Source organism: Arthrobacter sp. BK1 (assembly GCF_056680055.1).
The window spans coordinates 2,398,519-2,423,317 of sequence record NZ_CM155263.1 but is presented as its reverse complement, the minus strand read 5'-3'; the positions used below and the strand labels follow the sequence as shown (position 1 = coordinate 2,423,317).

Below are 24,799 nucleotides of genomic sequence, written 5' to 3'. Positions count from 1 at the left end.
GGCTACTGCACCCTCACTCTCGGGTCTACCAGCGTGGTGGCAAAGTCAGCCAGGATGGCGCCGAGGGCAAAGATCACTGAGCCGTAGGCGAGGGTGGCGGTTGCGGCATTCACGTCCTGCAGGGAGATGGCGTCAATGCTCCACGAACCCACTCCGGGCCAGGCGAAGATCTTCTCGGCGAAGAAGCCGCCCGCGAAGATAGCGGGAATGGTGAACGCGATGCTCTGGGCTACGGGAATAAAGGACACCCGGAGGGCGTGCCGGGAAATGGCCTGGTTGCGGGTCAGCCCCTTGGCGCGTGCCGTTCGGACAAAGTCGGCATTGACGTTGTCCAGCAGGTACTGCCGCTGGGCGATCTGGTACGAGCCCCAGCCCACCAGGGTGATGGCTGCCGTGGGTACTGCGTAGTGTGCCAGCATGTCCACGAACTGGGCCCATCCCGGTGCCATGCCCGGCGTGGAGATGCCGGTGACGAAGAAGATGCGCTCCCCGACAGTCTCGTTGATGTTGATGGCACCGAGCTGCACCAGGAAGTAAGCGATGGGGGCCGGCACGATGTACGCCAGGTAGCTGTACGAGGTGATGACACGGTCCTGGAACTTGTACTGGCGGGCCGCCGAGTACACACCGAGGGCGACGCCAATGACAAGGGTCAGGACGATCGAGGCGAGGAACAGTCGGGTTGAGATCCATACCCGGTCACCGAATTCGGCGTTGATGAAGGCGCCGTTGGGGCTGCGTCCCCAGTCCCAGCGGGTCACGATCGCCGTGAGCCACTCCACGTAGCGTTCCCACGGGCTAAGGTCCGGGTCCAGCCCCTTCAGGCGCATGGAGTTGGCTACCTGTTCCGGGGTGGGGCGGGGAATCCGTTCCTGCTCGAGCAGTGCCGGCTTGAGGGAACTGACCGCCAGGAAGTACCCGGCCGAGGTGGTCAGGAAGATCATGAAGACGTACGTGATGCCGCGCTTGGCAAGGTACCTGAGCATGCGGCAGCTACTTTTGGATCGTTGCCGCCGGGACGCTTGACGTACACACCAGGGGATCGCCCTGTGCCGGCACCGGCCTGTTTACCTCGACTGCATCCACGTTTCAGATCCTTCCGATTTCCCCAGCCAGCCACGGATCGCGCCGCCCCCAGGTCTCCGCCGGCGCATTCGCCGGCCTTCGCGACCGACACTCACAAGTCCATAAGAACTATGTTGCGGGTCACATTCCAGAGGAAACTATCACATGGATGAGTCCGGCATGTGAGCATCTGCCGGAGAATGGCGGGACCGTATCAGATCGTTATGAATTGTTCAGTGGAATTGATTTGACTGGACGTTTTGCCGGAATGTGGCGTATGCTACGGCGCCCGAACCAGCCGGGTGACGAGTTCCCGCCAGGACGCCGCGAGCCGCCCGGGCGGCAGTCCATGGACGCGGACGGCATGCAGCAGCCTGTCCGGTTCGAGCGTGGCGCCCAGTGCCATAGCCATCAGCCACGGGTCCGCGTCCATCCCCTCCTCCCGCAGGAGGAACTCAATGTGGCGCTGGGCCAAAACCGCGGCCGGCACTTCGTAACGGCCGTTCGCCGTACCCTCGGCAGCGGCCGCCAGATCGCCGTGCTCCAGGACAAATGCGATCCGCTCCGCACCGAACGCGATCAGCCGGTCCAGCCCCCGCGCGCCCGGCCCGAGCGGTGGCGGGCCGAACATAAAGCGCTCCTGAAACGCCGCTTCAGAATCGCTAAGCAGCGTCATCATCAGCCCGGTACGGCTGCCGAAGCGGCGGAATACAGTGCCCTTGCCCACTCCGGCGCGTTCCGCGAGGGCGTCCATGGTCAGGCCATCCACCCCGGACTCTGTGATCAGCTCGCGGGCGGCATCCAGCAGACGCTGCCGGTTCCGCGCGGCGTCGCTTCGCTCTTGAACGGGGCCGGAGAGCGATCCGGGCAGCAGTGGGATGAAGCTCACACTCCGTATCCTAGTCCCCGGGAATAATAATCGGACCGCGGTCCGTTTAGCTCAGTGAAGGCCACACAGCCTCCATCTTCCACCGGTTAGCGGCCCGGCCGCAGCCCGAACCCAGGAGTCCGTATGTCAAAGAACACCGTACTTACCCTTGTCGGCAGCCTCCGCGCCGAGTCCACCAACCAGAAGCTGGCCGAAGCCATCGCGCTGAACGCTCCCGAGCACGTGGACGTTGTCATCCACGAGAGCCTCGGAAACATCCCGTTCTACAACGAGGACATCGACGTCGAAGGCCAGGTCCCCGCGGCCGCCGCAGCCCTGCGCGCCGCTGCCAACGAGGCCGACACCCTCCTGCTGGTCACCCCCGAGCACAACGGCACGGTGCCCGCGTCCCTGAAGAACGCCATCGACTGGCTGTCCCGCCCCTACGGCGCCGGCGCCCTCACCGGCAAGCCCACCGCCGTCGTCGGCACCGCCTTTGGCCAGTTCGGCGGCGTCTGGGCCCAGGACGAAGCCCGCAAGGCAGTCGGCATCGCCGGCGCCCAGGTCCTCGAGGACGTCAAGCTCGCCGTCCCCGGCTCCATGGTCCGCTTCGCCGAACTGCACCCGAAGGACGACGCCGAAGTTGTTGAGCAGATCAAGGGCGTCTTCGACGCACTGCTCGCACCGCAGCCTGCCGCCTAAGGCTGACGCCGCAGGCTGCATCCCGGGCTGCCGCCCGCACCACCTGCACTGCCTCAAGGCTTGTGCAACCTCAATGCCCCGGACGCAAAAAAATGGCATCCGGGGCATTTTTGTTACCGCACCGTAAGCGCCGGGGGCACGGGGAGCGCAGGCGTGACCAAGTCTTGTTCCAACCGGAACCATGCCGCCATTTTCAGGCCTGCTGGAGCGCCGTAACGTTAATGCACGGGGACGCACAGGATGGGAACACGGTGCAGAGATGGCAGGCAGACGGGGTGCCGGAAAACTGATGGCGACGGCGGCAGTACTGACGCTTCCGCTGTGGCTGGGCTGCTGCGCTCCCGGCTCCGATCCCTCCGCCGGCCGCGTTTTCACGCCGGGTTCAGCCACCGTTGGCCGCACTGCGCCCGCCGAGGGGCCGTTGGTCCCGACCCCACAGCCCCAGGCTCCCCCGCCGTTGGAAACGGTACGGACCGACCCGCCCGCCACTCAAACAGGCACTGCCCTGACCGACCCAGTGCAATCCCCTCAGACAGAGCCTGACACCGGGCCCGCCGGACCGGCTTCCTCCGTGATCGCCGCGGAGCTATCAGCGCCCGGCGGGGCTACCGCTACGACCCCTCCTGGACCGTCGCTGCGCACTGATCCCGTGGTGACTGTCCGCCCGTCGCCCACGCCCGGGTCCCCATCGCCGCGATCGTCTGAAACGCCCGACGAAACCGCCTCTGGCCGGTCCGCAGGCACCGGGACGGTGACCGCCTACTACGTGCTGATTGACGACGGCGGCGCGAGCGGTGTGCGTTTCGGCTGCAATGACAGCCTGGCCGGCATCCGGCGGACCGTGCAGGGTCCGGTTGAGCCGCTGCCGTCCGCAATGCGCGCGCTCCTGGACGGAACCACCGCGGACGGGTTGTACAACTCGTTGTCTGCGTCAACCCTGACGTTCCTGTCCGGAAGTTTCGATGGCACCACTGTCACGGTCTACCTTTCAGGCACCATCCGCCCCGGTGGCGCCTGTGACATCCCCCGGGTAGAGGCCCAGCTCACGCAAACGGCGGTTGCATCCGTGGGCGCCATCCGGGCCGAGGTCTATATCAATGGGACTCCGCTGGCCGAAGCGTTGCGCCTGAACTAGGAGTTCCCCGGCAAGGCAAAAAACTTTTTGTCAACAAGTGTTGCCTAACCGGCAACTAGCGGCTGTATCCTGAGGAAGTGACCCACGAGACACTTGCCGCCGCAGCAGCGCAGCTGCCACCCGAAGCCATCGACGCCATCGAACGTGCGGCCACGTCCGCCCATCGCGCCGTCCATCCGCACGAGGCGCTCTTTTCCGCCCGCGCTGCCCACATCAAACAATCCGCGGTCAGGGATGTTTTTGACATCTCGATGCGGCCCGGGCTGGTGTCGCTCGCCGGCGGCAATCCCTACCTCCAGTCGCTCCCCCTGAAACGCCTGGCTGAGACCGCAGCCGGTATTTTCGCCGAGGAAGGCCTCACAGCGCTGCAATACGGCGCCGGCCAGGGCACCGAGGAATTGCGCACCCAGATCTGCGAGGTCATGGCCGAGGAGGGGATTATGGACGCCCTCCCGCAGAACGTGGTGATCACTGCCGGCTCACAGTCGGCCCAGGACGTGGCCACCAAGGTCTTCTGCAATCCGGGAGACGTAGTGCTGGTGGAGAACCCCACGTACGTGGGCGCATTGAACACCTTCGAGGCGTACCAGGTAGAGGTGGCCACGGTGGAGATGGACGACGCCGGGCTGATCCCTGAGCTCTTGGAGGCAAAGATCGCAGCACTCCAGACTGCCGGGAAGAACATCAAGTTCCTGTACACCATCCCCAGCTTCAACAACCCCTCGGGCATTACGCTCGTTCGGGAGCGCAGGCAGCAGATCGTCGATATATGCCGCAACGCGAATATTCTGGTCCTCGAGGACAACCCCTATGGGCTCCTGCGGTTCGACGGGAAGCCCCTGGAGCCACTCCGGGCGGCCAATCCGGCGGATGTCATCTATCTGGGCTCGTTCTCGAAGATCTTTGCTCCGGGCCTGCGGATCGGCTGGGCGCTGGTTCCCGAACACCTTCAGCGGCGCTACTACCTGGCCTCCGAGGCAGTCACGCTGTGTCCGCCCACCCTGAACCAGATGCTGGTTTCCGCGTACCTCCGGGACTACGACTGGAAGGGCCAGATCGAAACCTACCGTGGCCTGTACGCCGAGCGCTGCGCTGCGATGCTCTCCGCCCTCGAAGAACACATGCCGGCCGGAACCAGCTGGACCAGGCCCGAAGGCGGCTTCTTCGTCTGGGTCACGCTGCCGGAAGGGATGGACACTTATCCCCTGCTGCAGAAGGCAATCGATGCCGGAGTCGTCTTCATCCCGGGTGCCGCCTTCAGTCCCGCCGACGGGCCCTCGAACAAGCTGCGGCTGGCTTTCAGTGCAGTACCGCCCGACGCGATCAAGGAAGGCATCCGCCGCTTGGCGCCGGTGCTGCGCGAAGCCCTCGCCGCGCTGTAGCGTTGGCCTCACTGAGCGTGGCCGTAAGTCATACCGAGTAAAGGAGCACGAGAATGAGCGGAATCATCGTAGTGGGGGTTGACGGCAGCGAGACTGCCAAGAAGGCAGCCGAGTCGGCCCGGGACCTCGCAGCCGCCCTGGATGCCTCGCTGCATGTGGTCTCCGCTTTCGACAGCGACCGTACCGAGGTCTTCGGCTCGGGCAGCGATCAGTGGATCGTTTCCGACGCCGACGGTGCCGAGCACGTCGCCAGGACGGTAGCCGACGCCCTGGCCGGTCCCGTCAAGGTGACCTACTCGTCTGCCCGCGGCAAGCCCGCAGAGGCACTCATCAAGGAAGCCGAGCGCCTCGATGCCAAAATGATCGTGGTGGGAAACCGGCGGATGCGGGGCATCGGACGGGTCCTGGGCAGCGTGGCGAACAGCGTGGCACACAACGCCACATGCGACGTCTACATCGCCAACACGTACGACGTCAACTAAATAGCGGACCAGTACCGGGCACCATGCCCTCCCCACGGCGGCGCATGGTGTCCGTTCTCACGCCCGGACGGCCGATGTGGGCATGTCCCGGACGATAAAATGGGAGTGCCCTCAATGGAGCGGACAGCCACTATCCACGCCGTCCAAAGGGTTCCCTTGATTTCTCTCCAGCGCCGCCAGCTTGTAGGCCACGACATCCTCCTGGCACGTCACGGCAACCACATCTGCTCCACGCGGGTCGACCACGGCAACGGCCGGGTGGTCGCGCTGCTGGATGACGGCTCGGTGGACAGCGCCCCCAACCTCATCTCGCCGGATCTCCGCCTGCCGGAGACCATCCGCAGTGTCCTGCGCGAAGACCGGAAGTTCTTCGGGGCTGTCGCGGGGGTGTCGGTGGTGCTGGGCGGCCTGTTTTTCGCCGCCTACGCAGGTGTGGCAGGATCCCTGGGCAGCGATGCCGAAGTTTCGGAACTGATGATGGCGTTCTCCGCCTACACCTACTGACGGCTTGTATCCCAACGCTTAATCGCAGGTGTCCGAGGCTGGCCCTGACGCGCTCCTAGAGGAGCCAGCCGCGCAGCAGCCACCACAGACCGGCCATCACCACCGCGCCGAACAGCGATCCGGCCACCACCTGGGCAAGGGTGTGTGCGCGCAGGACCACGCGGGACCACCCGACGGCGGGGATGAGCAACACCAGGGGCAGCCATGCCGGCCCCAGCATCAGGACAGAAATAACGGCCGACGACGATATTGCGGCCGCGTGCCCGCTGATCTTCCAGAACGGGCTGACCGCCGCCAGGACGATGATGCCGGCCACGATCGCCAGCACGGTGACCACGACGCTCCGGGGCGCATGGGTGGCTGCCAGCACCACCAGTCCGGCGACGACAGAACCCAGCGCCATCAGCATCACCGGCGCGCGCTGCCTGCGGTTGCTGACGTGGTGGTCAGTGACTTTGCCCAAACGCACCAGCGCCAGCAGCAGGATGAGCGGGAGCACGCAGACGAACAGCGCAGCCAGGGCGCCATAGCCGATGGTTCCCGGGAATCCCGGCTCGATCACCGGGCTGATGAGCAGCACCAGCGTGACCACCACCGGGGGTTGGAAGACTTCGGTCAGCCATCTGGCGGTACGGTTTTGGGCGCGGAGCGTTGCGTTGCTCACTCGTGTGCTCCCCGACTAGTCCAGCAGGAGGGCCGGCTCCTCGAGGATGGCGGCTACGTCCGCCATAAAGCGGGCGGACAGGTCCCCGTCCACCACCCGGTGGTCGAAGGAACCGCCGAGCGTGGTGATCCAGCGCGGAATGACTTCGCCGTCGAGCACCCAGGGCTTTTGCTTGATGGTTCCGAACGCCACGATCGCCACTTCACCGGGGTTGATGATGGGCGTTCCGGTGTCGATCCCCAGCGCGCCGATGTTGGTGATGGTGAGCGTTCCGCCCTGCATCTGGGCCGGCTGGGTCTTGCCCGCCCTGGCTGTGGTTGCCAGATTGTTCAGGGCAACGGCCAGTTCCTTGAGCGAGAGATCCTGGGCGTCCTTGATGTTGGGAACCATCAGGCCGCGCGGGGTTGCTGCTGCGATGCCGAGGTTCATGTAGTGCTTGACGTGGATCTCGGCGGTGTCGGTTCCGTCCGCATTGTCCACCCACGTGGCGTTGACGCTCGGGTTCCGGGCCGCGGCCCAGATGACTGCCTTGGCCAGGATCAGCAGGGGCGATACCTTGATTCCTTCGAAGTCGCGGGAGGCCTTCAGCCGCTTGACGAACTCCATGGTGCGGCTGGCATCCACGTCCACGAAGATGCTCACGTGAGGGGCGGCGAACGCCGATTCCACCATGGCCCGGGCCGTTGCCTTGCGGACGCCCTTGACGGGAATCTTTTCGATGCGCTGGTCCTGCGGCTTCCCGGCCTTGCCCCAGAAGCCGTCGGCCTTGTCCAGTTCGGCGTCGCGCTGGGCCTGGTAACTGACCAGGTCCTCACGGGTCACTTCGCCGCGGGAGCCGGTGGCCACCACATCGGCAAGGTCGATTCCCAGGTCCCGCGCGATTTTCCGCACCGGCGGCTTGGCCAGGACACGGTTCACCAGCCCGGTGATGGTTCCACCGAGCGTTGGACGGGTGTCGACGGCCTCGGCGGCCTGGCCCGGAGCAGTCTCCTGCCACTGTGCGGTGACTTCTGCCAGTGTGTGCGGCTGTACAGGCTCGATTTCCGGTGAGTTGCGCGACACGGCGGCGGCGGGCGCCGCCTTCCGGGGACGGCGTTTGACGGCGTCCGCTTTCGGACCGGATCCCACCAGCGGACCGCCGGCCGGGGCACCGCCTGAAGTGCCGGCGTCGTGCGTGGGAAGCATGCCGTATAGGGGCTGGACCGGAGTGGCGGGCGCGGGGACATCAGCGGGAGTCGGGTCGCCGGAAACGGCGTCCGAGACGCTGATGATGGCGGTGCCGACGTCGATGGTCACCCCTTCGGGGACCAGCAGTTCGGTGACCGTGCCGGCGAAGGGCGACGGCAGCTCAACGAGCGATTTGGCGGTCTCGATCTCGCACAGGACATCGTTGATGGCAACAGTGTCCCCGGGCTTGACCTTCCACGCGACGATTTCCGCCTCGGTGAGGCCTTCGCCCACGTCGGGAAGGTTGAACTTGTTCAGGGTCATGATGTCCTCTTTCAGCGGCAAGCGCGAGCGGGGAGGGTGCGGTCGGCTAGTAGGCCAGGGCGCGGTCCAGCGCCTCGAGAATCCGGTCGATGTCCGGGAGGTAGTCTTCCTCCACCTTGGCCACCGGATACGGCATGTGGAAGCCGCCGACGCGGATGACGGGAGCTTCAAGGGAAAGGAACGCCCGTTCGCTGATCCGGGCAGCGATCTCGCCGCCGATCCCGCCGAACGTAGGTGCCTCGTGGGCCACCACCAGCCGCCCGGTCTTTTTCGCCGACGCCGTGACGGTATCGAAGTCGATCGGGGAGATGGAGCGCAGGTCAATGACCTCGATGCTGTGGCCGTCCTCAGCGGCGGCTTCCGCGGCGGCGAGGGCTACGGGCACGAGCGGGCCGTACGCCACCACCGTGGCGTCAGTGCCCTCGCGGAGCACGTGTGCCTTGAAGGGGTCGGCGGAGGCGCCGGGTGATTCCGTGTCCACTTCTCCCCTGAGCCAGTAGCGGCGCTTGGGCTCGAAGACAATCACCGGGTCCTGGCACTCAACGGCCTGCCGGATCATCCAGTAGGCGTCGTGGGCGTTGGACGGCGTGATGATCCGCAGGCCGGCGGTGTGCGCGAACAGTGCTTCCGGCGATTCCGAATGGTGCTCAATTGAGCCGATTCCCCCGCCGTAAGGGATCCGGATGACCACCGGAACGGTCAGGTTGCCGTTGCTGCGGGCATGCATCTTGGCCAGCTGGGTGGTGATCTGGTTGAAGCCAGGGAACACAAAACCGTCGAACTGGATCTCGCAGACGGGCAGGTAGCCGCGCAAAGCCAGGCCAATGGCGGTGCCGATAATGCCTGACTCCGCCAACGGGGTGTCCACTACGCGGTCTGCGCCGAACTCCGCGAGGAGACCATCGGTGACGCGGTAGACGCCGCCGAGGGCTCCGATGTCCTCGCCCATGAGCAGGGACCGCGGATTGTTCCCAAGGGTGGCGCGCAGGGCCTCGTTCAGTGCCTTGGCTATGGTCATGGTGGTCATCAGTTGGCCGCCCCGTCCTCTGCCCCGGCGGGCCTCGTGTCGGATTCAGTGGTGTCAGCAAACCCGGCGCTGTACGCCTCGAACCACGCGAGTTCCTCGGCGACCAGGGGGTGCGCTTCAACGTAGGTGTTGGCGAACGAGGTCCGGATGTCCGGGGTTTCGAAGTCGTGGATGGTTTTGCGGACATACGTGGCGAGGTCGTCGCCGTCGGCCTTGACCTGTTCAAAGAAGGCGTCGTCTGCAAAACCCTGCGCCCGCAGGTACTTTTCCAGGCGGTCGAGCGGATCCTTGGCCCGCCAGAGGGCTTCCTCAGCGGATGCCCGGTACTTGGTGGGATCGTCAGCGGTGGTGTGGGCACCCACGCGGTACGTGAAGGCCTCGATCAGCACCGGCCCGTTGCCCTCACGGGCTTGCTCCAGGGCCCATTCGGTGACCGCGTGGACGGCGATCACGTCATTGCCGTCCACCCGGATGCCGGGGAAACCGTAGCCCTTGGCGCGGTTGGACAGTGGAATGCGGGTCTGCACCGAGCTGGGCACTGAGATGGCCCAGTGGTTGTTCTGGCAGAAGAACACCACAGGTGCTTTGTAAGAGGAGGCAAACACCATGGATTCGTGGACGTCGCCCTCGGAACTGGCACCGTCACCGAAATAGACCATCACGGCAGCTTTCGGTTCCGCCGGCTGGCCCGGTACGGCCTCGGCAGCAGCCGCAGCAAGCTTCTGGTCCCGCTGGATTCCCATCGCGTAGCCCACCGCATGCGGGGTCTGCGCCGCAAGGACCAGGGTGTAGAGGTGGAAGTTGGTGTCCTTCGGGTTCCAGCCGCCGTTGGAGACGCCCCGGAACTGCCTGAGGAGTTCGGCAAGGTCCACATTGCGCGTCAGGGCAACGCCGTGCTCGCGGTACGTGGGGAAGATGTAGTCCTGCGGCTGGCTGGCCCGTCCAGAACCGATCTGCGCGGCTTCCTGGCCGGTCAGCGGTACCCAGAGCGAGAGCTGGCCCTGGCGCTGGAGGGCCGTTGATTCGACATCGAACCGGCGGATCTTGGCCATGTCAGCGTAGAAGCCGCGAAGCTTTTCTGCATCCAGCCGGTCCGCATAGGCGGAGAACAGGGGATCGGAGCCCAAGGTCCCGTCAGGTGCCAGGAGCTGGATCATGGGCTCTGCCGGGTCACCCTGCTGGGCTTCCGCCTCTGCCTCGAGTTGGTCGTCCAACTCTGTGCCGTCGAACTCGGTGGAGGGCAGATGTGTGGCGCCCATACCGTCTCCTTGCTTGCCGCATATGGATGCGTTGCAATGTCGCTGGGATATATGCCCCACAAGGAATGCATTCCCTTGATGGCATATATATTGGCTTTCTGGTCCTTACTTTATCTTCAGTAGGTGCCGCCGCTGTTACATGTTAAGCGCTAGGAACGCCGTGGCGGCTTTGTATAGTCCGCACAGAGCTCGAGGAAACGGGTGTTCGCCTCCACTTCCCCGATGCTGACCCGCACGCCTTCGTTGCCGAATGCCCTGACCGACAACGCGTGGGTTCCCGCGAGTTCGGCAAATTCACTGCTGTTTTCGCCAAGGCCCAGCCACACGAAGTTGCCCTGGGCCTCGGGGACAAACCAGCCGAGTTCGCGCAGCCCGGCAGTGACGCGCACCCGTTCATCCACGAGGCTTTGTACCCTTTCTACAACCTGGTGGTAGTTCTGCAGCGAAACGATGGCGGCCCGTTCAGCGATCTGTGACACTGCGAAGGGTGTGGCAGCGACCCGAAGATACTGTGTCAGTTCAGGGCTGGACACGCTGTAGCCCACGCGGAGACCTGCCAGGCCGTGGGCCTTGGAGAACGTGCGGAGCACTATGACGTTCGGGTATTTGCGATACAGCCTGATGCCGTCGACAGCATCGTCGTCCCGGACAAACTCCTGGTAGGCCTCGTCGATGACCACCACAACGTCGGATGGGACCGCCTGGATGAACCGCTCGGTTTCGGCGGCGGTCAGGATGGGGCCCGTGGGGTTGTTCGGAGTGCACAGCAGGATGACGCGGGTGCGGACCGTGACGGCTGCCGCCATGGCATCCAGGTCGTGGCGCCCGTCCGGGGTCAGCGGGATCTGGACGCCTTCGGCGCCCACCAGTCCCACGCTGATGGGGTAGGCCTCGAAAGAGCGCCATGCATAGATGACTTCGTCGGCCTTGCCGTCATCATTCTGACCGGCGAAGGTGGTCAGCAGCTGGTTGAGGGCGCCCAGGCTTCCGGCGCCAGTGACGACGTCTTCGGCGGGGACATCGAGGAATTCGGCGAGCGCCGCGCGCAGTTTGCTGCTGAGCGGATCCGGGTAACGGTTGAAGTCCGTCTGCCCTGCAATGGCTTCAAGTACTGCCGGAATGGGGGGCAACGGGTTCTCATTGGAGGACAGCTTGTAGCTGGTCAATCCCTCGACGGCGACGGGAGGCTTACCTGCGGCGTAGCGGGGAAGCCGGGCCACCACCGGGCGGGGGCGGATTCCCCCGGACAGGGTCTCTGAAGAAGTCATGCAGACCAGCCTACTTCTGATGTCCGGGCGTGCAGCCGGTGTCCGCCCAGGAGGCGCACAGGGCAATGTGACAGCATGGACGCATGCGATCTTTCATTGTTCGGGTCCTCATAAACGGGCTGGCCCTCTGGATTGCCAGCTGGATACTTCCGGGCCTGGATATTTCCACGTCGGCGACCACCGAGGCCGTGGCCAAGACGGGTGTAACCCAGGGCACGGATACCATCGGCATCATTCTGGCCTACCTCTTCATCGGGCTGATCTTCGGCGTGGTGAATGCCTTCGTCCGCCCCCTGGTCAGCTTCCTCAGCTTGCCCATCACCATCCTTACCCTGGGCCTGTTCACGATCGTCATCAATGCCGCCATGCTGTACCTGACCTCATGGATCAGCAGCTACACGCCGGTGCACTTCACCATCGACTCCTTCTTCTGGACAGCGGTACTCGCCGCCATCATCATCACGCTTATCTCGCTCGTGGCCGGCCGGGTTCCCGGCGGCCGGCGGCGCTGACAGCGGGCACGGCGTCAGCTGCCCGCCGGAGCTGACTACCGGCCGGCGCTGACTTCCGGCGGCTTGGGTGGGGACTGCGGCCGGGGCGTCGGCTGAGGCGCCGTGACGGTCTGTGGCTCGGGCGCCTTCGTGCGGGAAAGTGCGAAACGGGTGGCCATCGCCGTACTGCCCGCGCCGAGCACGCCGCCAAGGACGGCCGTCGATGCCACAAGCGAGGGGTCCGCGCTGGCCGAAACAAGCCGGGCGCCTTCTTCATAGTTGGTGAGCCGGTGGCCAGGCCCAAGGCCGGGGTCCTCCCCCTCCGGCGTGTGGACAGGACCATTCAAAGTCACGGTGACCCGGTTCCTTGAGTCGGGGCCGGGCGTCCCGTCACTTCCCGGAACCCAGTCCTGCCGGTGCTCCAGATGCAGGGTGCTGATCCCGGCGGCAGGAACGATCCCACCCACCGGGGAGCCGGCTGTGAGGACATACTTCATGTCGTACTCGTTGAGAAACAGCTCGTCGGTGGCAAGGTTCATGGCATGGATTCCGCCCTGGCTGTAGCCCACGGCAACAACGGGCGCCCCGGTTTCGGCCCCTGCAGCCCGCAGGGCCTGCAAGACGGCAGCATTGATTTCCTTGGAGCGATGACCAAGTCCTTCAGCAATCCCTGCTTCGTCAAAGGGGTTGCTGCCACCCATTTCGCCCCCGGTCTGGGTACCGGGGATCACCACCACGAACGCCTTCTTCCCATCGTTATCCACCTCGACCACCTCGATATAGCCTTCGCCGCGTTCATTGACGATCCGCGCCCGCTCCAGGAGCGCTGCGGGCGAACCATCGAACCCGATGGGCAGCGTCTCCCGCCGGTCACCCGTAACAGCACGCGGCTGCAGGATCCGGATGTCCTGCCCTGCAACGCCGGTGAGCAAGGGAACGGCAGCTGCTATGTGCCTGCCGGCAGCCAGATCGGCCCCGACCGCCACGGCAAAGCGTTCCGGTGAGACTGCCAGCAGGACCCCCAGCGCCAACGGACCGACGATCTGTTCCGCGGTTTCTCCGTTGAGGGCATGGCCCAGCCAGAGATCTCCCGCCTGTCGGCCAAGGGCCCCGGGGTCTCCCAGCCCGGCACCGGCACCGCGCGAAAGGTCCGCCAACACCTCCGCCGCCTCGTAGTCGCGCTGGCTGGCCCGAACCTGGCTGCTGATCCGTCGCAGCTCGTCTCGGACGGCCCGGACGCTCCACTCGGCTTCGCCGACGGACAGCAGGGCCAAGGCCCCTGAAGGCCGCGAATCGTTCTGATATGCGCACAGGTCCTCCCAGATGCGGTGCACTTCGACCTCCACGGCGGCCAGTTCGTCGGCGAGATGATCGAGCTTTCCGGCACCGTGGATGAGTTCCTCAAGCTGGAACGTCATGCCGCCGATACCGCCCCTGATTTCGAGTGCCCCGTCCATCGCAGGCCCGGTCAGCGAGATGGGGCCGCCGCTGCCGGACGGCGTCACCTCGGCCATCAGTACCGCCCGGCCGTTGTGCCTGCCTGGGATGCAACCTCCCGGGCATGGCGGTGCACCGCAGCCGAGGCGTCATGCAGCCGAACCCGTACCCGGCCGAGCGCGGCCTCCTGGAGTGCCACAGAATTCCGGTAGGCCCGCCCGGCCGGTGACTGCCATTCGAGCAGCTGGATTTCCCGGAAGCTGTAAACAACGTTCTCCACCTGCTCTGTACACCTGGCTACCCGCCCGGCCAACTGCAGGACCTCATAGGCCCGCGACATACGTGCCGCCAGGTCCCCTGCCCCCAAGTCCCCGCTCATGCCTGCCTGTTCCCCTCACCTGTTCTGTGGTGTTGTACGTGCCGACGCTACGGAACAGCACCCGCCCCCGGAAGCACCGGCGTCGGCTATGTGGACAAGTCACACCAGGTTCCCGCTTAAGCAGCGCCTGGGAGTTCATGAAACAATCAGCACATGCCTGAAACTGCCGCCCCAGCTGATACCCGCACGCCCTCCGGACGCCTTGCCCTCGCCGCGTCATCGGAGCAGATCGCCCTGGGCCCGCTGGACGGCCGCTACCAGTCCGCCGTCGCACCCCTCGTTGACTACCTGTCCGAGGCAGCATTGAACCGCGACCGGGTGGCTGTTGAAGTCGAGTGGCTCATCCACCTGACGGGTAACAATGTCCTGCCCGGCGCAGGCCCGCTCACCGCGGAGCAGCAGGACCAGCTGCGGGCAATCGTCACTGAATTCGACGCCTCATCAGTCTCCGAGCTTGCCGAGATCGAAGCCGTTACGGTCCACGACGTCAAGGCCGTGGAGTACTACATCGGCCGCCGCCTCCCGGCCATCGGCATCGAAAACCTGACCGCCATGGTGCATTTCGGCTGCACCTCCGAGGACATCAACAACCTTTCCTACGCCCTCGGCGTCAAGGGCGCTGTGGAGGACGTGTGGCTGCCTGCAGCCCGTGACCTCGTGGCGCAGATCAGCGCCATGGCAGCGGATAACCGCGCCGTGCCCATGCTGTCCCGTACGCACGGCCAGCCGGCCACGCCCACCACGCTGGGCAAGGAACTGGCCGTCATCGCCCACCGCCTGACCCGCCAGCTGGACCGGATTGCCAGGACCGAATACCTGGGCAAGATCAACGGCGCCACCGGCACGTACGCGGCCCACGTGGCATCGGTTCCGGGCGCGGACTGGCAACAGGTCTCCAAATCGTTCGTGGAGGGCCTTGGCCTGACCTGGAACCCGCTGACCACCCAGATCGAAAGCCATGACTGGCAGGCAGAGCTGTACGCCGACGTCGCGCGGTTCAACCGGATCCTGCACAACGTCTGCACGGACATCTGGAGCTACATCTCCATCGGCTACTTCGCGCAGATCCCCGTGGCCGGCGCCACCGGATCCTCCACCATGCCGCACAAGGTCAACCCGATCCGCTTCGAAAACGCCGAGGCCAACCTGGAGATTTCCTCCGGCCTGCTGGACGTCCTCGGTTCCACGCTGGTGACCTCCCGCTGGCAGCGCGACCTCACGGACTCCTCCAGCCAGCGCAACATCGGCGTGGCGTTCGGCCACTCCCTCCTGGCCATCTCCAATGTGGCCAAGGGCCTGGACCGCCTCGACGTCGCCGAAGACGTCCTCGCTGCGGACCTGGACACCAACTGGGAAGTCCTGGGCGAGGCCATCCAGATGGTCATGCGCGCCGAGGCGATCGCCGGCGTCGAGGGCATGGAGAACCCTTATGAGCGGCTTAAGGACCTTACCCGTGGCCAGCGCGTGGACGCCGCCCGCATGCAGGAATTCGTCCAGAGCCTGGGCCTGTCTGCCGAGGCCGAGGCGCGGCTGCTCGCACTCACGCCCGGCAAGTACACCGGCATCGCCGATCAGCTGGTGGACCACCTCAAGTAGGAGGAGCCCGCGCGGCAGGTAGCTCCGTCCCGGTTGCCGGGGCTGAACGCCCAGCCAGCATAAATTACGACGGCGGCGCCGGGCTCTGTGGGCCCGGCGCCGCCGCTGAGGTGCGAAACTGGGTCCATGAAGCTGCTCCTCATCCGTCATGGACAGACCCCCGGCAACGTACTCGGCCAGTTGGACACCGCGCACCCCGGGCCAGGGCTGACCGAACTGGGCGAACGGCAGGCCGAGGCGATGGCGCGGTCACTGGTGAACGAGCCGATCGGTTCGCTCTACGCCTCCACCCTCCTCCGGACACAGATCACTGCTGCCCCGCTTTCCCGGCTGCTCGGCGTTGAGGTGGAAGTGCTGGACGGACTGCATGAAATCGAAGCCGGGTCGCTGGAAAAGCTGACCGATAAGGAATCGCATAAGCACTACATGGGGACGGTTTTTGCGTGGGCAGCCGGGGACCTGGACCGCAGGATGCCTGCCGGTCCCGACGGGCACGAGTTCTTTGGCCGGTTCGACGCCGCCATCACCCTGATTGCCGAACGCGCCGTCCGCGGAGGTGACAAGGGAGTGGCCGCCGTTGTCAGCCATGGTGCCGCTATCCGCACCTGGGCTGGTCTAAGGGCCGACGGCGCAGACCACGAGTTTGCCGCGAAGCATGTGCTGTCCAACACCGGAATTGTGGCGTTGGAAGGGGACCCCGACGCCGGCTGGAAGCTGATCCATTGGGATGGAAGCCCGGTTGGCGGCCTCGCCCTGGCGGACCCTACAGCCGAGGACCCGACCGGCCAGGACAAATCGAGCTAGGCCGGCAGCCGCTGCCTCTGGCTTGGGCACCACGCGCTCCGCGGCCGGCGGTGGGTGAAATCGGGGTATGAGACCGCCGGGAGAAGCCGCCCAACCCAGGCAGCTGCTTCGGCGGCCGAGGGCCGTTCCAGGGGATCCATGGCCGTCAATGCCCGCAGCAGGGGCTCCCAGCCAGGGCCCAGGTTCTGCGGAATCCCAGGGTTCCGGAGCGTCCGGGCCACCAGGGATTCAACTGCCGTGCCGGGAAATGCCTTCTTCCCCGTCATCAGTTCAAGGAGGACAAGCCCCATGGCGTAGACATCCCAGGCAGGCTGCGCGGCGCCACCGGAGGCCTGCTCCGGGCTCATGTAGTGGACGGTTCCCGACGAGATGCCGGCTTGGGGCGCGGCTCCAACCTGTGAGGCGATGCCGAAGTCGACGAGGCGCACCGGACTCCGCCGGAGGCCACTGAGCATGAGGTTTGCCGGCTTGATGTCGCAGTGCACCAGGGCGTTGGTGTGGATGTGATTCAACGCCTCGAACATGCCCACTGCCCAGGGCGCCACGTCCGCCGGGCCGCGGGGACCGGTCCGGATGACCTCCAGGAGGCTGGTACCAAGAGCCAGTTCTTCCACCAAATACGGCCGGTCGGCGAGGGGTCCGCCGGCAGGCATGATGCCCTCGGCGATGAAACCGATGATGGAGGGGTGTGCCAGGGATGCAAGAACCCTGGCTTCGTTGTGGATGCGTTCGTGCGCCTTCCGGCCAGGCTCCGCGGCGACTTTGACAGCCACCTCACGGAAGTCTGACTGGTCGATCGCGCGGAAAACCACAGCCAGGGAGCCGCGGCCCAGGCGTTCGCGCAGTTGGAAACGGCCGGTGGCCTCGGCCCGGCCTGCGGAAATGCTCAACGGCCCGTGTGCATGGCCGCGGGGGCCATGCCGGCAACAAAGCCCGCCGATGCCTCAGGCGCAGCCCAGGCATCCAGTTGAAACCCGCAGCCGCAGCGCCACACCGGCGGCAGCTGCACGGGCCCATCCTCGTCATCGAAAGAGTAGCCGGCGCCCTCGGCGCCGACAGCCGGTGTCACCAGGTCCATCGGTTCGTTGCAGTGGAGCGGCGTGCCGCCTGTCCCTGGATGCTGCCGTTCGTCGAACTGCATGCCTATCTCAGAACACCGCTCAAAAGTGACCATCGGCCTACGACTCCATCTCCAAGGACTGAACAATCGTAAGCATACATATATATAGTCCAACTAACTAGTCAGGCTAGATACTTTCTTCGGTCGGGTGTCGGCGCTCACCTTCCAGCGCTTCGGCCATGCGCCGCAGGAAGTCCACCACAACGCGCGCATCCTCGGCAGAAAGCCCCTCGGCCACTGCCATCATGCGGCGGTGCATGCCGCCCAGGGTCACCCGGACTTCCTTGTCCGATTCGACCGTAGGAACCACCACCACGGAACGGCGGTCAGTGGGGTGCGGCTCACGGCGTACATGGCCGCTCTCCACGAGCCGATCGATCAGGGAGGTGGTGGAGGCGCTGGTTATCCCCAGGAACCGGCTGAGGTCCTTGGGTACTGCCGTCTGACCGGAGGCCTGCACACGCAGGAGGTAACGGAGGGCCAGGATGTCCGTTTCACCCATCCCCATGGAGTCGCGGGTGGAGCGGCGCACGGCGGTTTCGGCGGTCCGGTAGTCCCTCAGCGACTTGAGAACGGCTGCACTGTAGTCCAGCTGGCCGTCCGGCCCGTACCAGTACCCGGAACCCTCGTTGTCAATGGAAGCCATGCCATAACATTAGCCCGTCTTGTATCTAGGCTTCCATGCAAAGTCGTCGCAAGCAGGCACCCTCAGGGTTATCGCTTTGCTTACGCCGGGGAAACACAGCGTTAACGGCGCACTCCTAGGCTTGGTACGCATAGCCCTTCGCCACATCGAGTTCGCCGGAATCGAGGCAGTCATGCAGACCAATCCCCGTCTCAGCATCAGGTCCGTTACATGGTCCAACCCAGTGGGAGCTGATCTGCGCAGGGCACAACAGGCCGAACTGGACGCCCGCTTCGGTACCCCTGACCACGAACCGGGGACCCCGCCGTCGAGCGCTGACTGCGCCGTATTCCTGGTGGCATATGACAAAGCCTCCGGGCAGCCGGTGGGGTGCGGCGGACTGAGGCTCCTGGACAGCGTCACCGCTGAAATCAAGCGACTCTACGTGCTCCCCTACACCCGGGGTTCAGGGGTGGCGAGCTCCATCCTGGCGGCACTCGAGGCCGAGGCCTACAAACAGGGCATCACCCGGGTCAAGGCGGAGGCCGGCTCAGCACAGCCGGATGGCCGCAACTTCTACCAGAACTCCGGCTTCGAACCCGTCCCCAACTTCGGCGCCTATATCGGAGTGGCGCACTCGTACTGCTACGCCAAGGTGATCGATTCCCACAGCGCAGCGCACACCGCCATGGCCTGAGCAGTAAGGGTTGACGCCGTCACACTGCCTCCGCCACTGCGCCCCGCGCGCCGCCGTCGACTAATCTCGCCGTATGGAATCCGCTGACATCACCTTCCGCACCCGCAAGTGGGTCCGCCCAGAGGACCTCAACGCCAATGGCACGTTGTTTGGCGGAAGCCTGCTGAAGTGGATCGATGAAGAGGCTGCGATCTACGCGATTCTCCAACTCGGAAACGGCCGCGCTGTCACCAAATACATCTCTGAAATCAACTTCGTGAGCTCCGCAGTGCAAGGCGACCTGATCGAAATGGGTCTGACCGCGACCCGCTTTGGCCGTACGTCACTGACCATGCGGGCCGAAGTACGCAACATGATCACCCGCCAAAGCATCCTGACCATTGAGGAGATCGTTTTTGTGAACCTCAACCCGGCAGGCAAGCCGGAACCCCATGGCTACACCGAGATTACCTATGACCGGGACAGGATCCCGACGCACCATCTGACGGAAACCCTCGAACAGGACTGAGGGCCCGACGGCGGTCGGCGCCTGTTTGCCGCCCGTTCACCTCCCGCACGCTGAACGTTTCAGTGCTCGCACCAGACTGATCAGCCCGGCTGTTTATCAAATCGATAGCAATAGACGCATCTATTCGACGCGCCCAGCTATAGGCTTGCCGAACAATGCTCCGGTCCGCTCCAGTCCAGAAATGAGTCCTGATCGTGCGAAAATTCCAAACCTTGGCCGCCGCCGTCGTCGCCGCTACCCTGCTTGCCGGTTGCGGGGGTGGATCCCCTACCCCGGCCGCGTCCGGTGATGCTTCGTCCGCGCCCGCCGGTGCCTCCGGCGAAACCCTCGTCATCTACACCAACTCCAATGGAGAAGGGCGCGGCGAATGGCTGACTGCCGAGGCTACGAAGGCGGGCTTCAAGGTCGAGGTTGTCGGCGCAGGCGGGGCGGATGCGACCAATAAGCTGATCGCCGAGAAGAACAACCCCATCGCCGACATCGCTTTCGGACTGAACAACATGTACTTCGCCCAGATCAAGGCCGAAGGCGCTCTGGAGCCGTACAAGCCGGCCTGGGCGGGTGACGTGGACGCGGAGCTCGGCGACGGTGAAGCCTACTGGCCGCTGGTAAAGCAGGCCATCCTCCTCGGCTACAACTCGGACAAGATCAAGGCTGATGCCGCCCCCACTGACTGGACCGACCTCTGGACCAAGGACGAATTCAAGGACCGCTACGAGCGTGTCACAGGCATGGGCACCGCCACTGCGCAGCTCGTGTTCGCGAGCATCCTCACCCGCTACAAGGATGATTCGGGTGACCTGGGCATCTCGGATGAGGGCTGGAAGCAGGTGGAGCAGTACTTCCAGAACGGCAGCCCGGCCGTAGCGAAGACGGACCTGTTTGCCCGCATCGCTTCGGGCGAAGTGGACATGGGCCAGATGCCGTCCTCGATCATCACCGAACGTGAGAAGACCTTCAAGGTCAACGTGGAGACCGTCATGCCGTCGGTAGGAGTTCCGCTTGCTGTGGAGCAGATTGCCCTCGTCAAGGGAACCGACAAGAAGGAAGAAGCCCAGAAGTTCATCGACTGGTACGGCAGCGCCGAGGTCCAGGGCGCATTCGCCAAGAAGTTCAACTCGATGCCGGTCAACAAGGTCGCGGCAGAACAGGCCAACCCTGAGGTGCTGGACTTCTTCGCCGACCTCAAGCAGCAGGACATCGACTGGGACTTCGTCCAGGAGAACATGGGCCCGTGGGTGGAGAAGATCGAACTCGAGTACATGCCCTAGTTCGCCATCCTTCCCGTTCCTTCCAGTCCCACCCAGACAGGCTCCGTCATGATCCGCTTGGACAACATCGAAGTTTCCTTTGGCGATTTCATTGCCATTCCCAACCTAGACCTGCATGTGAAGCCCGGGGAGTTCTTCACCTTGCTCGGCCCCAGCGGGTGTGGCAAGACCACGGCACTGCGGACCCTGGCAGGGTTCATTGAGCCCTCCCAGGGAACAGTCCACGTGGACGGAAAAAACGTGACGAAGCTGCCCAGCGACAAACGCCAGGTGGGCATGGTGTTCCAGAACTATGCCCTGTTCCCCAGCATGAGCGTGTGGGAAAACATTGCGTTCGGCCTCCGGGTCCGGAAGGAAAAGTCAGCCGAGAGCGACCGCCTGGTGCGCGATATAGCGCACCGGGTGGAGCTCAGCGATGAACAGCTGCACAAAAACGTGGCTGAGCTTTCGGGTGGCCAGCAGCAACGCGTGGCCGTGGCCCGCGCCCTGGTGCTCAAGCCCAAGATCCTGCTGCTGGATGAGCCGCTGTCCAACCTCGATGCGAAGCTCCGGCACCAGCTGAGGCAACAGCTCAAGGACCTGCAGAGCGAGTTCGGGATCACCACGGTCTATGTCACCCACGACCAGGATGAGGCCCTGGCCATGAGCGACCGGGTGGCTGTTTTCAACAAGGGCGTGGTGGAGCAGATCGGAACACCGCAGGACATCTATGACAATGCGGCCACGGAATTTGTTTGCAACTTCATCGGCGACAGCTCCGCGCTCACCCCCAAGTTCGTGGCGGAGGTGAACAGGGCGTCCGGTGAGGAACTCAGCACCGGGGCCAACTCCTACCTCCGGGTGGAAAAAGCCTCCCTGACCCCACCGGCGGACGGAGGCACCGCCGTCGGGCTTTCCGGGCAAGTGGTGTCACGGACGTACCACGGCCTCCACAGCCGCTATGTGGTCCGCAGCCACGGGGCGGAGATCCGCCTGCTCGTCAAAGAGGACGGCGGTGTGCAGCCGGAACCCGGTGCGGACACCACCGTTTATGTCCAGCCCAACCACATCCTGCAGTATGACCGGGATACCGGGCTGGCCCTGGACAGGCAGGGCGAGCCAGTGGCCCTGCCATGAGCACCCCCTCCTCGACCAAAGGCATGCTCCGCTCCCCGTTTGTGCTGATCGTGGGCGTGGTCCTCACGTGGTTCATCGCCGCCTTCCTGGTGTGGCCCAACCTGAACGTCCTGATGGTCACGTTCTTTCCGGACGGCAATTTCTCCGGCCGCGCAGCGGAGAAGCTGTTCTCTTCACAGCGGGCCATGAAGTCCCTGGGCAACAGTTTCCTCCTGGCTGTGGCACTGTCCATCACCGTCAATGTGGTGGGCATCTTCATTGTGCTGGTCACGCATTACTTCAAAATCCGCGGATCGAGGATCCTGTTCCTGGGCTACGCCTCGACGTTCATCTACGGCGGCATTGTGCTGGCCGCGGGCTACAAGTTCATCTACGGGGACAAGGGAATTGTCACCTCGCTCCTGGTGAAGGTCTTTCCCGGGATGGATCCGGCGTGGTTCTCGGGGTTCTTCGCCGTCCTGGTGGTGATGACCTTCGCCACCACCACCAACCACATGCTGTTCGTGGCCAATGCCCTGAAGGGTGTTGATTACCAGACCATCGAGGCGGCCAAGAACCTGGGCGCCTCAACGTGGACCATTCTGCGCCGGATAGTGCTGCCGATGCTCAAACCCACCCTGTTCGCGGTCACCATCCTGTCCTTCCTCACCGGCCTGGGTGCCCTGAGCGCTCCGCAGGTGCTGGGCGGGCGGGATTTCCAGACCATCACGCCGATGATCCTGACGTTCACCAACAGCCCCACGTCCCGGGATCTGGCCGCCCTGCTGGCCGTCATCCTGGGTGTGGCCACGATCCTGATGCTGGCCGTGATGTCTCGGCTGGAGAAAGGCGGCACCTACTTCTCGGTGTCCAAGGTGTCCTCCGCGCTGCAGAAACAGCAGATCACCAGCCCCGCAGCGAACGCCACGGTCCACATCCTGGCCTACCTGCTGTTCGCTATCTACACCCTTCCGGTGGTCCTGATCGTCCTCTACTCCTTTGCTGACGGCGCCGCCATCCAAACCGGGCAGATCTCCTTCGGCAGCCTGACCCTGGACAACTACATCCATGTCCTGACCCAGCCATCGGGCCTCCGGCCGTTCATTGTCAGCGTTATCTACAGCGCGCTGGCCGCGGTCATCGCCGTGGGCGGGCTGCTGTTTGTGGCCCGGCTGCTGCAGAAGTACAAGAACTGGGTCAGCACGGTGTTCGAGTACCTGCTCCACATCCCCTGGGTCCTGCCCTCAGCGCTGCTGGCACTGGGCCTGATCCTCAGCTACGACCACCCGAATCCCCTGGTGGGCGGAGCGGTCCTCACCGGGACCACGGTAATCCTGCTGATTGCCTTCGTGACGGTCAAGATTCCCTTCACGCTGCGGATGCTCAAAGCCTCTTTTGCCTCGGTCAACTCTTCCCTGGAGGAAGCGGCGGCCATCATGGGCGCCAAAACGCTGTACGTCTTCCGCCGCATCCTGCTCCCGCTGGTCCTGCCCGCCGCCGCGGCTATCACGGCCCTGAACTTCAACAGCATGCTGGACGACTACGACACCGCCATCTTCCTGGCCCACCCCCTCGTCCAGCCGCTCGGCCTGGTGATCAAAGCGAACACCGACGGCGCTGAAGGGGTCCAAGGGGTGGCGAACACCTTTGTCTACACCGTGCTGCTGATGGTGATCACCGGCGTGACCATGTACCTGGTCTACGGCCGCTCCAGCCGCCGGGGCACCTCGGGGAAGCGGCCGGGCGTGGCGGTGGCCCCGACTGTTCCGGGCCCCGTCCTGGCTGAAGTTCCAGGCGGCGTCCCGGGCGGTAAGGAACCCGCGGCGCCGGTACGCTGAGCCCGGCCGGCCGGCTACCGGGTGGAACCGCTTCCGACGGCGGTGCGTGCTGTCCGCCGTCCGGCCAGGGCGAGGAGCCGGTCCCGCAGCGGCTGGGCAGTCTCGGCGAGAGCCACCCGCCCCATCGCCGAAGATGCAAGGCTCATGCCCTGGGTGCGGAGCCGGCGCGAGCGGTCGTAGGTGCGCAGCGCCTCTGCGCGGGGCCGGGTATTGAGCAGGCCGGCCAACGTGGCTGCGTCCACCAGCGATTCACAGGCGCCGCGGCCGAGGTTGGGCGTCATGGCATGTGCGGCGTCGCCAATCAGGATGGTGTTGCCGCGGACGTAGGACCGCAGCAGAGGAGTAGTCCAGATCCGCTGGGCCAGCGTGAGCCCGGGAGTGGCCCCGGCGAGTACCTGGCGGATGGCAGGCCCGTGCCCTGAGTAGCGCCGCCTGACCTCCTCGAGCGTTGACGCGACGTCGATGCCGGTGGGCCCAAGTTCGGAACGGTAGCTTGCGAACCACAAGGTCCCGGTAGCGATGGGGCCAATGCCGAACAGGTCCCCACGGCCCCAGTACTCCCCCACATGGTCAGGATTGACCGGTGATGGGACCACACCACGCACTGCGAGATAAGGGGTGAGCCTGGCGCCGGTCTGTGCGCCCCAAACACTTCGGCGGACTGCGCTGTGCACGCCATCCGCACCCACCACCAGATCCGCTCCGGACGGAACCGTGTCCACCCGCCTGGTGATCCGGCGGACTGAGTCCGGGACCGCGGCGTCAAGCAGGCGCAGAAGGTCCACCCGGGAGACAGCCACCACATTCTTTTCGTCGAAACTTACCCACGGAGCCCCTGCGGCATTTCGTAGGGCCCCGCTGCTGACAGCCGGGCTGCACCGCCTGACGTCCTCGAGGATACCCACCGTTTCCAGCGCCCCCTGCGCGTTGGGCCACATGGCCAGCACCGTTCCAACGACCGGCAGTTCCGGCCGCTTCTCGATGACAGTTACTTCGAAGCGGCTGTGGTCCAGGCAGGCTGCCAAGGCAAGGCCCGCGATTCCGCCGCCAATGATCGAGATCGATTCCATGGGAGCGAGTTTACTACTTTT

At 64.9% G+C, this 24,799-nt stretch carries 26 protein-coding genes; 13 read left to right on the top strand and 13 right to left on the bottom strand.

The window, feature by feature from the left end; genetic code table 11:
* Positions 1 to 2: 2 nt before the first annotated feature.
* Positions 3 to 986: an ABC transporter permease gene (locus tag AC1MCA_RS10980; protein WP_108598492.1), complete on the bottom strand. Its 984-nt coding sequence runs from the start codon at positions 984 to 986 to the stop codon at positions 3 to 5.
* A gap of 359 nt (positions 987 to 1,345) precedes the next feature.
* Positions 1,346 to 1,954, bottom strand: a complete 609-nt coding sequence (locus AC1MCA_RS10975) for a TetR/AcrR family transcriptional regulator (RefSeq protein ID WP_479796967.1) — start codon at positions 1,952 to 1,954, stop codon at positions 1,346 to 1,348.
* Between the two features lie 123 nt (positions 1,955 to 2,077).
* On the opposite strand from AC1MCA_RS10975, the gene AC1MCA_RS10970 reads away from it, so the two are divergent.
* From AC1MCA_RS10970 to AC1MCA_RS10950, 5 genes are all read left to right on the top strand, one after another.
* Positions 2,078 to 2,635 (top strand): NAD(P)H-dependent oxidoreductase, encoded by a 558-nt coding sequence (locus tag AC1MCA_RS10970; protein WP_479796965.1) that lies wholly within the window; start codon positions 2,078 to 2,080, stop codon positions 2,633 to 2,635.
* Between the two features lie 259 nt (positions 2,636 to 2,894).
* On the top strand, positions 2,895 to 3,770 hold the full coding sequence (locus AC1MCA_RS10965; RefSeq protein ID WP_479796963.1) for a GerMN domain-containing protein: 876 nt from the start codon (positions 2,895 to 2,897) through the stop codon (positions 3,768 to 3,770).
* Between the two features lie 77 nt (positions 3,771 to 3,847).
* Positions 3,848 to 5,152, top strand: coding sequence for an aminotransferase-like domain-containing protein (locus tag AC1MCA_RS10960; protein ID WP_479796962.1), 1,305 nt, complete (start codon positions 3,848 to 3,850; stop codon positions 5,150 to 5,152).
* 53 nt (positions 5,153 to 5,205) lie between these two features.
* The gene (locus AC1MCA_RS10955) at positions 5,206 to 5,634 is read left to right on the top strand and encodes a universal stress protein (protein ID WP_108597811.1); all 429 of its coding nucleotides are present in this window, start codon (positions 5,206 to 5,208) and stop codon (positions 5,632 to 5,634) included.
* 156 nt (positions 5,635 to 5,790) lie between these two features.
* A complete protein-coding gene (locus tag AC1MCA_RS10950) occupies positions 5,791 to 6,138 on the top strand; it encodes a hypothetical protein (protein WP_479796958.1) in 348 nt (115 codons plus the stop codon).
* A gap of 55 nt (positions 6,139 to 6,193) precedes the next feature.
* On the opposite strand, the gene AC1MCA_RS10945 is transcribed toward AC1MCA_RS10950, so the two are convergent.
* The 5 genes from AC1MCA_RS10945 to AC1MCA_RS10925 form a co-directional block, all read right to left on the bottom strand.
* Positions 6,194 to 6,802, bottom strand: coding sequence for a phosphatase PAP2 family protein (locus AC1MCA_RS10945; RefSeq protein WP_479796953.1), 609 nt, complete (start codon positions 6,800 to 6,802; stop codon positions 6,194 to 6,196).
* 15 nt (positions 6,803 to 6,817) lie between these two features.
* Entirely contained in the window at positions 6,818 to 8,293 is a 1,476-nt protein-coding gene (locus AC1MCA_RS10940) for a dihydrolipoamide acetyltransferase family protein (RefSeq protein WP_479796949.1), read from the bottom strand.
* 46 nt (positions 8,294 to 8,339) lie between these two features.
* Entirely contained in the window at positions 8,340 to 9,320 is a 981-nt protein-coding gene (locus tag AC1MCA_RS10935) for an alpha-ketoacid dehydrogenase subunit beta (protein ID WP_479796946.1), read from the bottom strand.
* Positions 9,320 to 10,579, bottom strand: coding sequence for a thiamine pyrophosphate-dependent dehydrogenase E1 component subunit alpha (locus tag AC1MCA_RS10930; protein ID WP_479796945.1), 1,260 nt, complete (start codon positions 10,577 to 10,579; stop codon positions 9,320 to 9,322). The genes AC1MCA_RS10935 and AC1MCA_RS10930 overlap by 1 nt, the downstream gene beginning before the upstream one ends.
* A gap of 149 nt (positions 10,580 to 10,728) precedes the next feature.
* Positions 10,729 to 11,847 (bottom strand): histidinol-phosphate transaminase, encoded by a 1,119-nt coding sequence (locus AC1MCA_RS10925; protein WP_479796943.1) that lies wholly within the window; start codon positions 11,845 to 11,847, stop codon positions 10,729 to 10,731.
* 83 nt (positions 11,848 to 11,930) lie between these two features.
* Here AC1MCA_RS10925 and AC1MCA_RS10920 point away from each other — a divergent pair, with 83 nt between their 5' ends.
* Complete coding sequence (locus AC1MCA_RS10920) at positions 11,931 to 12,359, top strand: phage holin family protein (RefSeq protein ID WP_479796941.1); 429 nt, start codon at positions 11,931 to 11,933, stop codon at positions 12,357 to 12,359.
* A gap of 35 nt (positions 12,360 to 12,394) precedes the next feature.
* Here the strand turns inward: AC1MCA_RS10920 and AC1MCA_RS10915 are convergent, their stop codons facing one another.
* Both AC1MCA_RS10915 and AC1MCA_RS10910 read right to left on the bottom strand, forming a co-directional pair.
* Complete coding sequence (locus AC1MCA_RS10915; RefSeq protein WP_479796938.1) at positions 12,395 to 13,852, bottom strand: alpha/beta hydrolase family protein; 1,458 nt, start codon at positions 13,850 to 13,852, stop codon at positions 12,395 to 12,397.
* Positions 13,852 to 14,154, bottom strand: coding sequence for a hypothetical protein (locus AC1MCA_RS10910; RefSeq protein ID WP_479796935.1), 303 nt, complete (start codon positions 14,152 to 14,154; stop codon positions 13,852 to 13,854). Before AC1MCA_RS10910 ends, AC1MCA_RS10915 begins: the two co-directional genes overlap by 1 nt.
* 153 nt (positions 14,155 to 14,307) lie before the next feature.
* Here AC1MCA_RS10910 and purB point away from each other — a divergent pair, with 153 nt between their 5' ends.
* Both purB and AC1MCA_RS10900 read left to right on the top strand, forming a co-directional pair.
* A complete protein-coding gene (gene purB / locus AC1MCA_RS10905) occupies positions 14,308 to 15,750 on the top strand; it encodes an adenylosuccinate lyase (protein WP_479796932.1) in 1,443 nt (480 codons plus the stop codon).
* 126 nt (positions 15,751 to 15,876) lie between these two features.
* Positions 15,877 to 16,554 carry a histidine phosphatase family protein gene (locus AC1MCA_RS10900; RefSeq protein WP_479796930.1) on the top strand — a complete coding sequence of 226 codons (678 nt, stop codon included), beginning with the start codon at positions 15,877 to 15,879 and terminating at the stop codon, positions 16,552 to 16,554.
* Here the strand turns inward: AC1MCA_RS10900 and AC1MCA_RS10895 are convergent.
* The 3 genes from AC1MCA_RS10895 to AC1MCA_RS10885 form a co-directional block, all read right to left on the bottom strand.
* Entirely contained in the window at positions 16,551 to 17,444 is an 894-nt protein-coding gene (locus tag AC1MCA_RS10895; RefSeq protein WP_479796928.1) for a serine/threonine-protein kinase, read from the bottom strand. The two genes, AC1MCA_RS10900 and AC1MCA_RS10895, sit on opposite strands and share 4 nt — an antisense overlap.
* On the bottom strand, positions 17,441 to 17,728 hold the full coding sequence (locus tag AC1MCA_RS10890) for a hypothetical protein (RefSeq protein WP_479796926.1): 288 nt from the start codon (positions 17,726 to 17,728) through the stop codon (positions 17,441 to 17,443). Before AC1MCA_RS10890 ends, AC1MCA_RS10895 begins: the two co-directional genes overlap by 4 nt.
* Before the next feature lie 73 nt (positions 17,729 to 17,801).
* Positions 17,802 to 18,320, bottom strand: coding sequence for a MarR family winged helix-turn-helix transcriptional regulator (locus AC1MCA_RS10885; protein WP_108599833.1), 519 nt, complete (start codon positions 18,318 to 18,320; stop codon positions 17,802 to 17,804).
* Positions 18,321 to 18,492: 172 nt separating this feature from the next.
* Between AC1MCA_RS10885 and AC1MCA_RS10880 the strand changes: the two genes are divergently transcribed.
* The 5 genes from AC1MCA_RS10880 (at position 18,493) to AC1MCA_RS10860 (ending at position 23,708) form a co-directional block, all read left to right on the top strand.
* Complete coding sequence (locus AC1MCA_RS10880) at positions 18,493 to 18,996, top strand: GNAT family N-acetyltransferase (protein ID WP_108599834.1); 504 nt, start codon at positions 18,493 to 18,495, stop codon at positions 18,994 to 18,996.
* A 73-nt stretch (positions 18,997 to 19,069) separates the two neighbouring features.
* Positions 19,070 to 19,504 carry an acyl-CoA thioesterase gene (locus tag AC1MCA_RS10875; protein WP_108599835.1) on the top strand — a complete coding sequence of 145 codons (435 nt, stop codon included), beginning with the start codon at positions 19,070 to 19,072 and terminating at the stop codon, positions 19,502 to 19,504.
* Between the two features lie 194 nt (positions 19,505 to 19,698).
* The gene (locus AC1MCA_RS10870) at positions 19,699 to 20,775 is read left to right on the top strand and encodes an extracellular solute-binding protein (RefSeq protein ID WP_479796917.1); all 1,077 of its coding nucleotides are present in this window, start codon (positions 19,699 to 19,701) and stop codon (positions 20,773 to 20,775) included.
* Positions 20,776 to 20,823: 48 nt separating this feature from the next.
* The gene (locus AC1MCA_RS10865; protein WP_479796913.1) at positions 20,824 to 21,891 is read left to right on the top strand and encodes an ABC transporter ATP-binding protein; all 1,068 of its coding nucleotides are present in this window, start codon (positions 20,824 to 20,826) and stop codon (positions 21,889 to 21,891) included.
* A complete protein-coding gene (locus tag AC1MCA_RS10860; RefSeq protein WP_479796908.1) occupies positions 21,888 to 23,708 on the top strand; it encodes an ABC transporter permease in 1,821 nt (606 codons plus the stop codon). Before AC1MCA_RS10865 ends, AC1MCA_RS10860 begins: the two co-directional genes overlap by 4 nt.
* Positions 23,709 to 23,722: 14 nt before the next feature.
* Here AC1MCA_RS10860 and AC1MCA_RS10855 read toward each other — a convergent pair whose 3' ends face one another.
* Positions 23,723 to 24,778 carry an FAD-dependent monooxygenase gene (locus AC1MCA_RS10855; RefSeq protein ID WP_479796905.1) on the bottom strand — a complete coding sequence of 352 codons (1,056 nt, stop codon included), beginning with the start codon at positions 24,776 to 24,778 and terminating at the stop codon, positions 23,723 to 23,725.
* Between the last annotated feature and the right edge of the window lie 21 nt (positions 24,779 to 24,799).

What these genes read in the sequence shown, in the direction of transcription:
- AC1MCA_RS10980 (WP_108598492.1), bottom strand. Translation starts at nt 986, where the DNA reads ATGCTCAGGTACCTTGCCAAGCGCGGCATCACGTACGTCTTCATGATC.
- AC1MCA_RS10970 (WP_479796965.1), top strand. Translation starts at nt 2,078, where the DNA reads ATGTCAAAGAACACCGTACTTACCCTTGTCGGCAGCCTCCGCGCCGAG.
- AC1MCA_RS10965 (WP_479796963.1), top strand. Translation starts at nt 2,895, where the DNA reads ATGGCAGGCAGACGGGGTGCCGGAAAACTGATGGCGACGGCGGCAGTA.
- AC1MCA_RS10955 (WP_108597811.1), top strand. Translation starts at nt 5,206, where the DNA reads ATGAGCGGAATCATCGTAGTGGGGGTTGACGGCAGCGAGACTGCCAAG.
- AC1MCA_RS10940 (WP_479796949.1), bottom strand. Translation starts at nt 8,293, where the DNA reads ATGACCCTGAACAAGTTCAACCTTCCCGACGTGGGCGAAGGCCTCACC.
- AC1MCA_RS10935 (WP_479796946.1), bottom strand. Translation starts at nt 9,320, where the DNA reads ATGACCACCATGACCATAGCCAAGGCACTGAACGAGGCCCTGCGCGCC.
- AC1MCA_RS10930 (WP_479796945.1), bottom strand. Translation starts at nt 10,579, where the DNA reads ATGGGCGCCACACATCTGCCCTCCACCGAGTTCGACGGCACAGAGTTG.
- AC1MCA_RS10925 (WP_479796943.1), bottom strand. Translation starts at nt 11,847, where the DNA reads ATGACTTCTTCAGAGACCCTGTCCGGGGGAATCCGCCCCCGCCCGGTG.
- AC1MCA_RS10920 (WP_479796941.1), top strand. Translation starts at nt 11,931, where the DNA reads ATGCGATCTTTCATTGTTCGGGTCCTCATAAACGGGCTGGCCCTCTGG.
- AC1MCA_RS10915 (WP_479796938.1), bottom strand. Translation starts at nt 13,852, where the DNA reads ATGGCCGAGGTGACGCCGTCCGGCAGCGGCGGCCCCATCTCGCTGACC.
- AC1MCA_RS10910 (WP_479796935.1), bottom strand. Translation starts at nt 14,154, where the DNA reads ATGAGCGGGGACTTGGGGGCAGGGGACCTGGCGGCACGTATGTCGCGG.
- purB (WP_479796932.1), top strand. Translation starts at nt 14,308, where the DNA reads ATGCCTGAAACTGCCGCCCCAGCTGATACCCGCACGCCCTCCGGACGC.
- AC1MCA_RS10900 (WP_479796930.1), top strand. Translation starts at nt 15,877, where the DNA reads ATGAAGCTGCTCCTCATCCGTCATGGACAGACCCCCGGCAACGTACTC.
- AC1MCA_RS10890 (WP_479796926.1), bottom strand. Translation starts at nt 17,728, where the DNA reads ATGGTCACTTTTGAGCGGTGTTCTGAGATAGGCATGCAGTTCGACGAA.
- AC1MCA_RS10885 (WP_108599833.1), bottom strand. Translation starts at nt 18,320, where the DNA reads ATGGCTTCCATTGACAACGAGGGTTCCGGGTACTGGTACGGGCCGGAC.
- AC1MCA_RS10880 (WP_108599834.1), top strand. Translation starts at nt 18,493, where the DNA reads ATGCAGACCAATCCCCGTCTCAGCATCAGGTCCGTTACATGGTCCAAC.
- AC1MCA_RS10875 (WP_108599835.1), top strand. Translation starts at nt 19,070, where the DNA reads ATGGAATCCGCTGACATCACCTTCCGCACCCGCAAGTGGGTCCGCCCA.
- AC1MCA_RS10865 (WP_479796913.1), top strand. Translation starts at nt 20,824, where the DNA reads ATGATCCGCTTGGACAACATCGAAGTTTCCTTTGGCGATTTCATTGCC.
- AC1MCA_RS10860 (WP_479796908.1), top strand. Translation starts at nt 21,888, where the DNA reads ATGAGCACCCCCTCCTCGACCAAAGGCATGCTCCGCTCCCCGTTTGTG.
- AC1MCA_RS10855 (WP_479796905.1), bottom strand. Translation starts at nt 24,778, where the DNA reads ATGGAATCGATCTCGATCATTGGCGGCGGAATCGCGGGCCTTGCCTTG.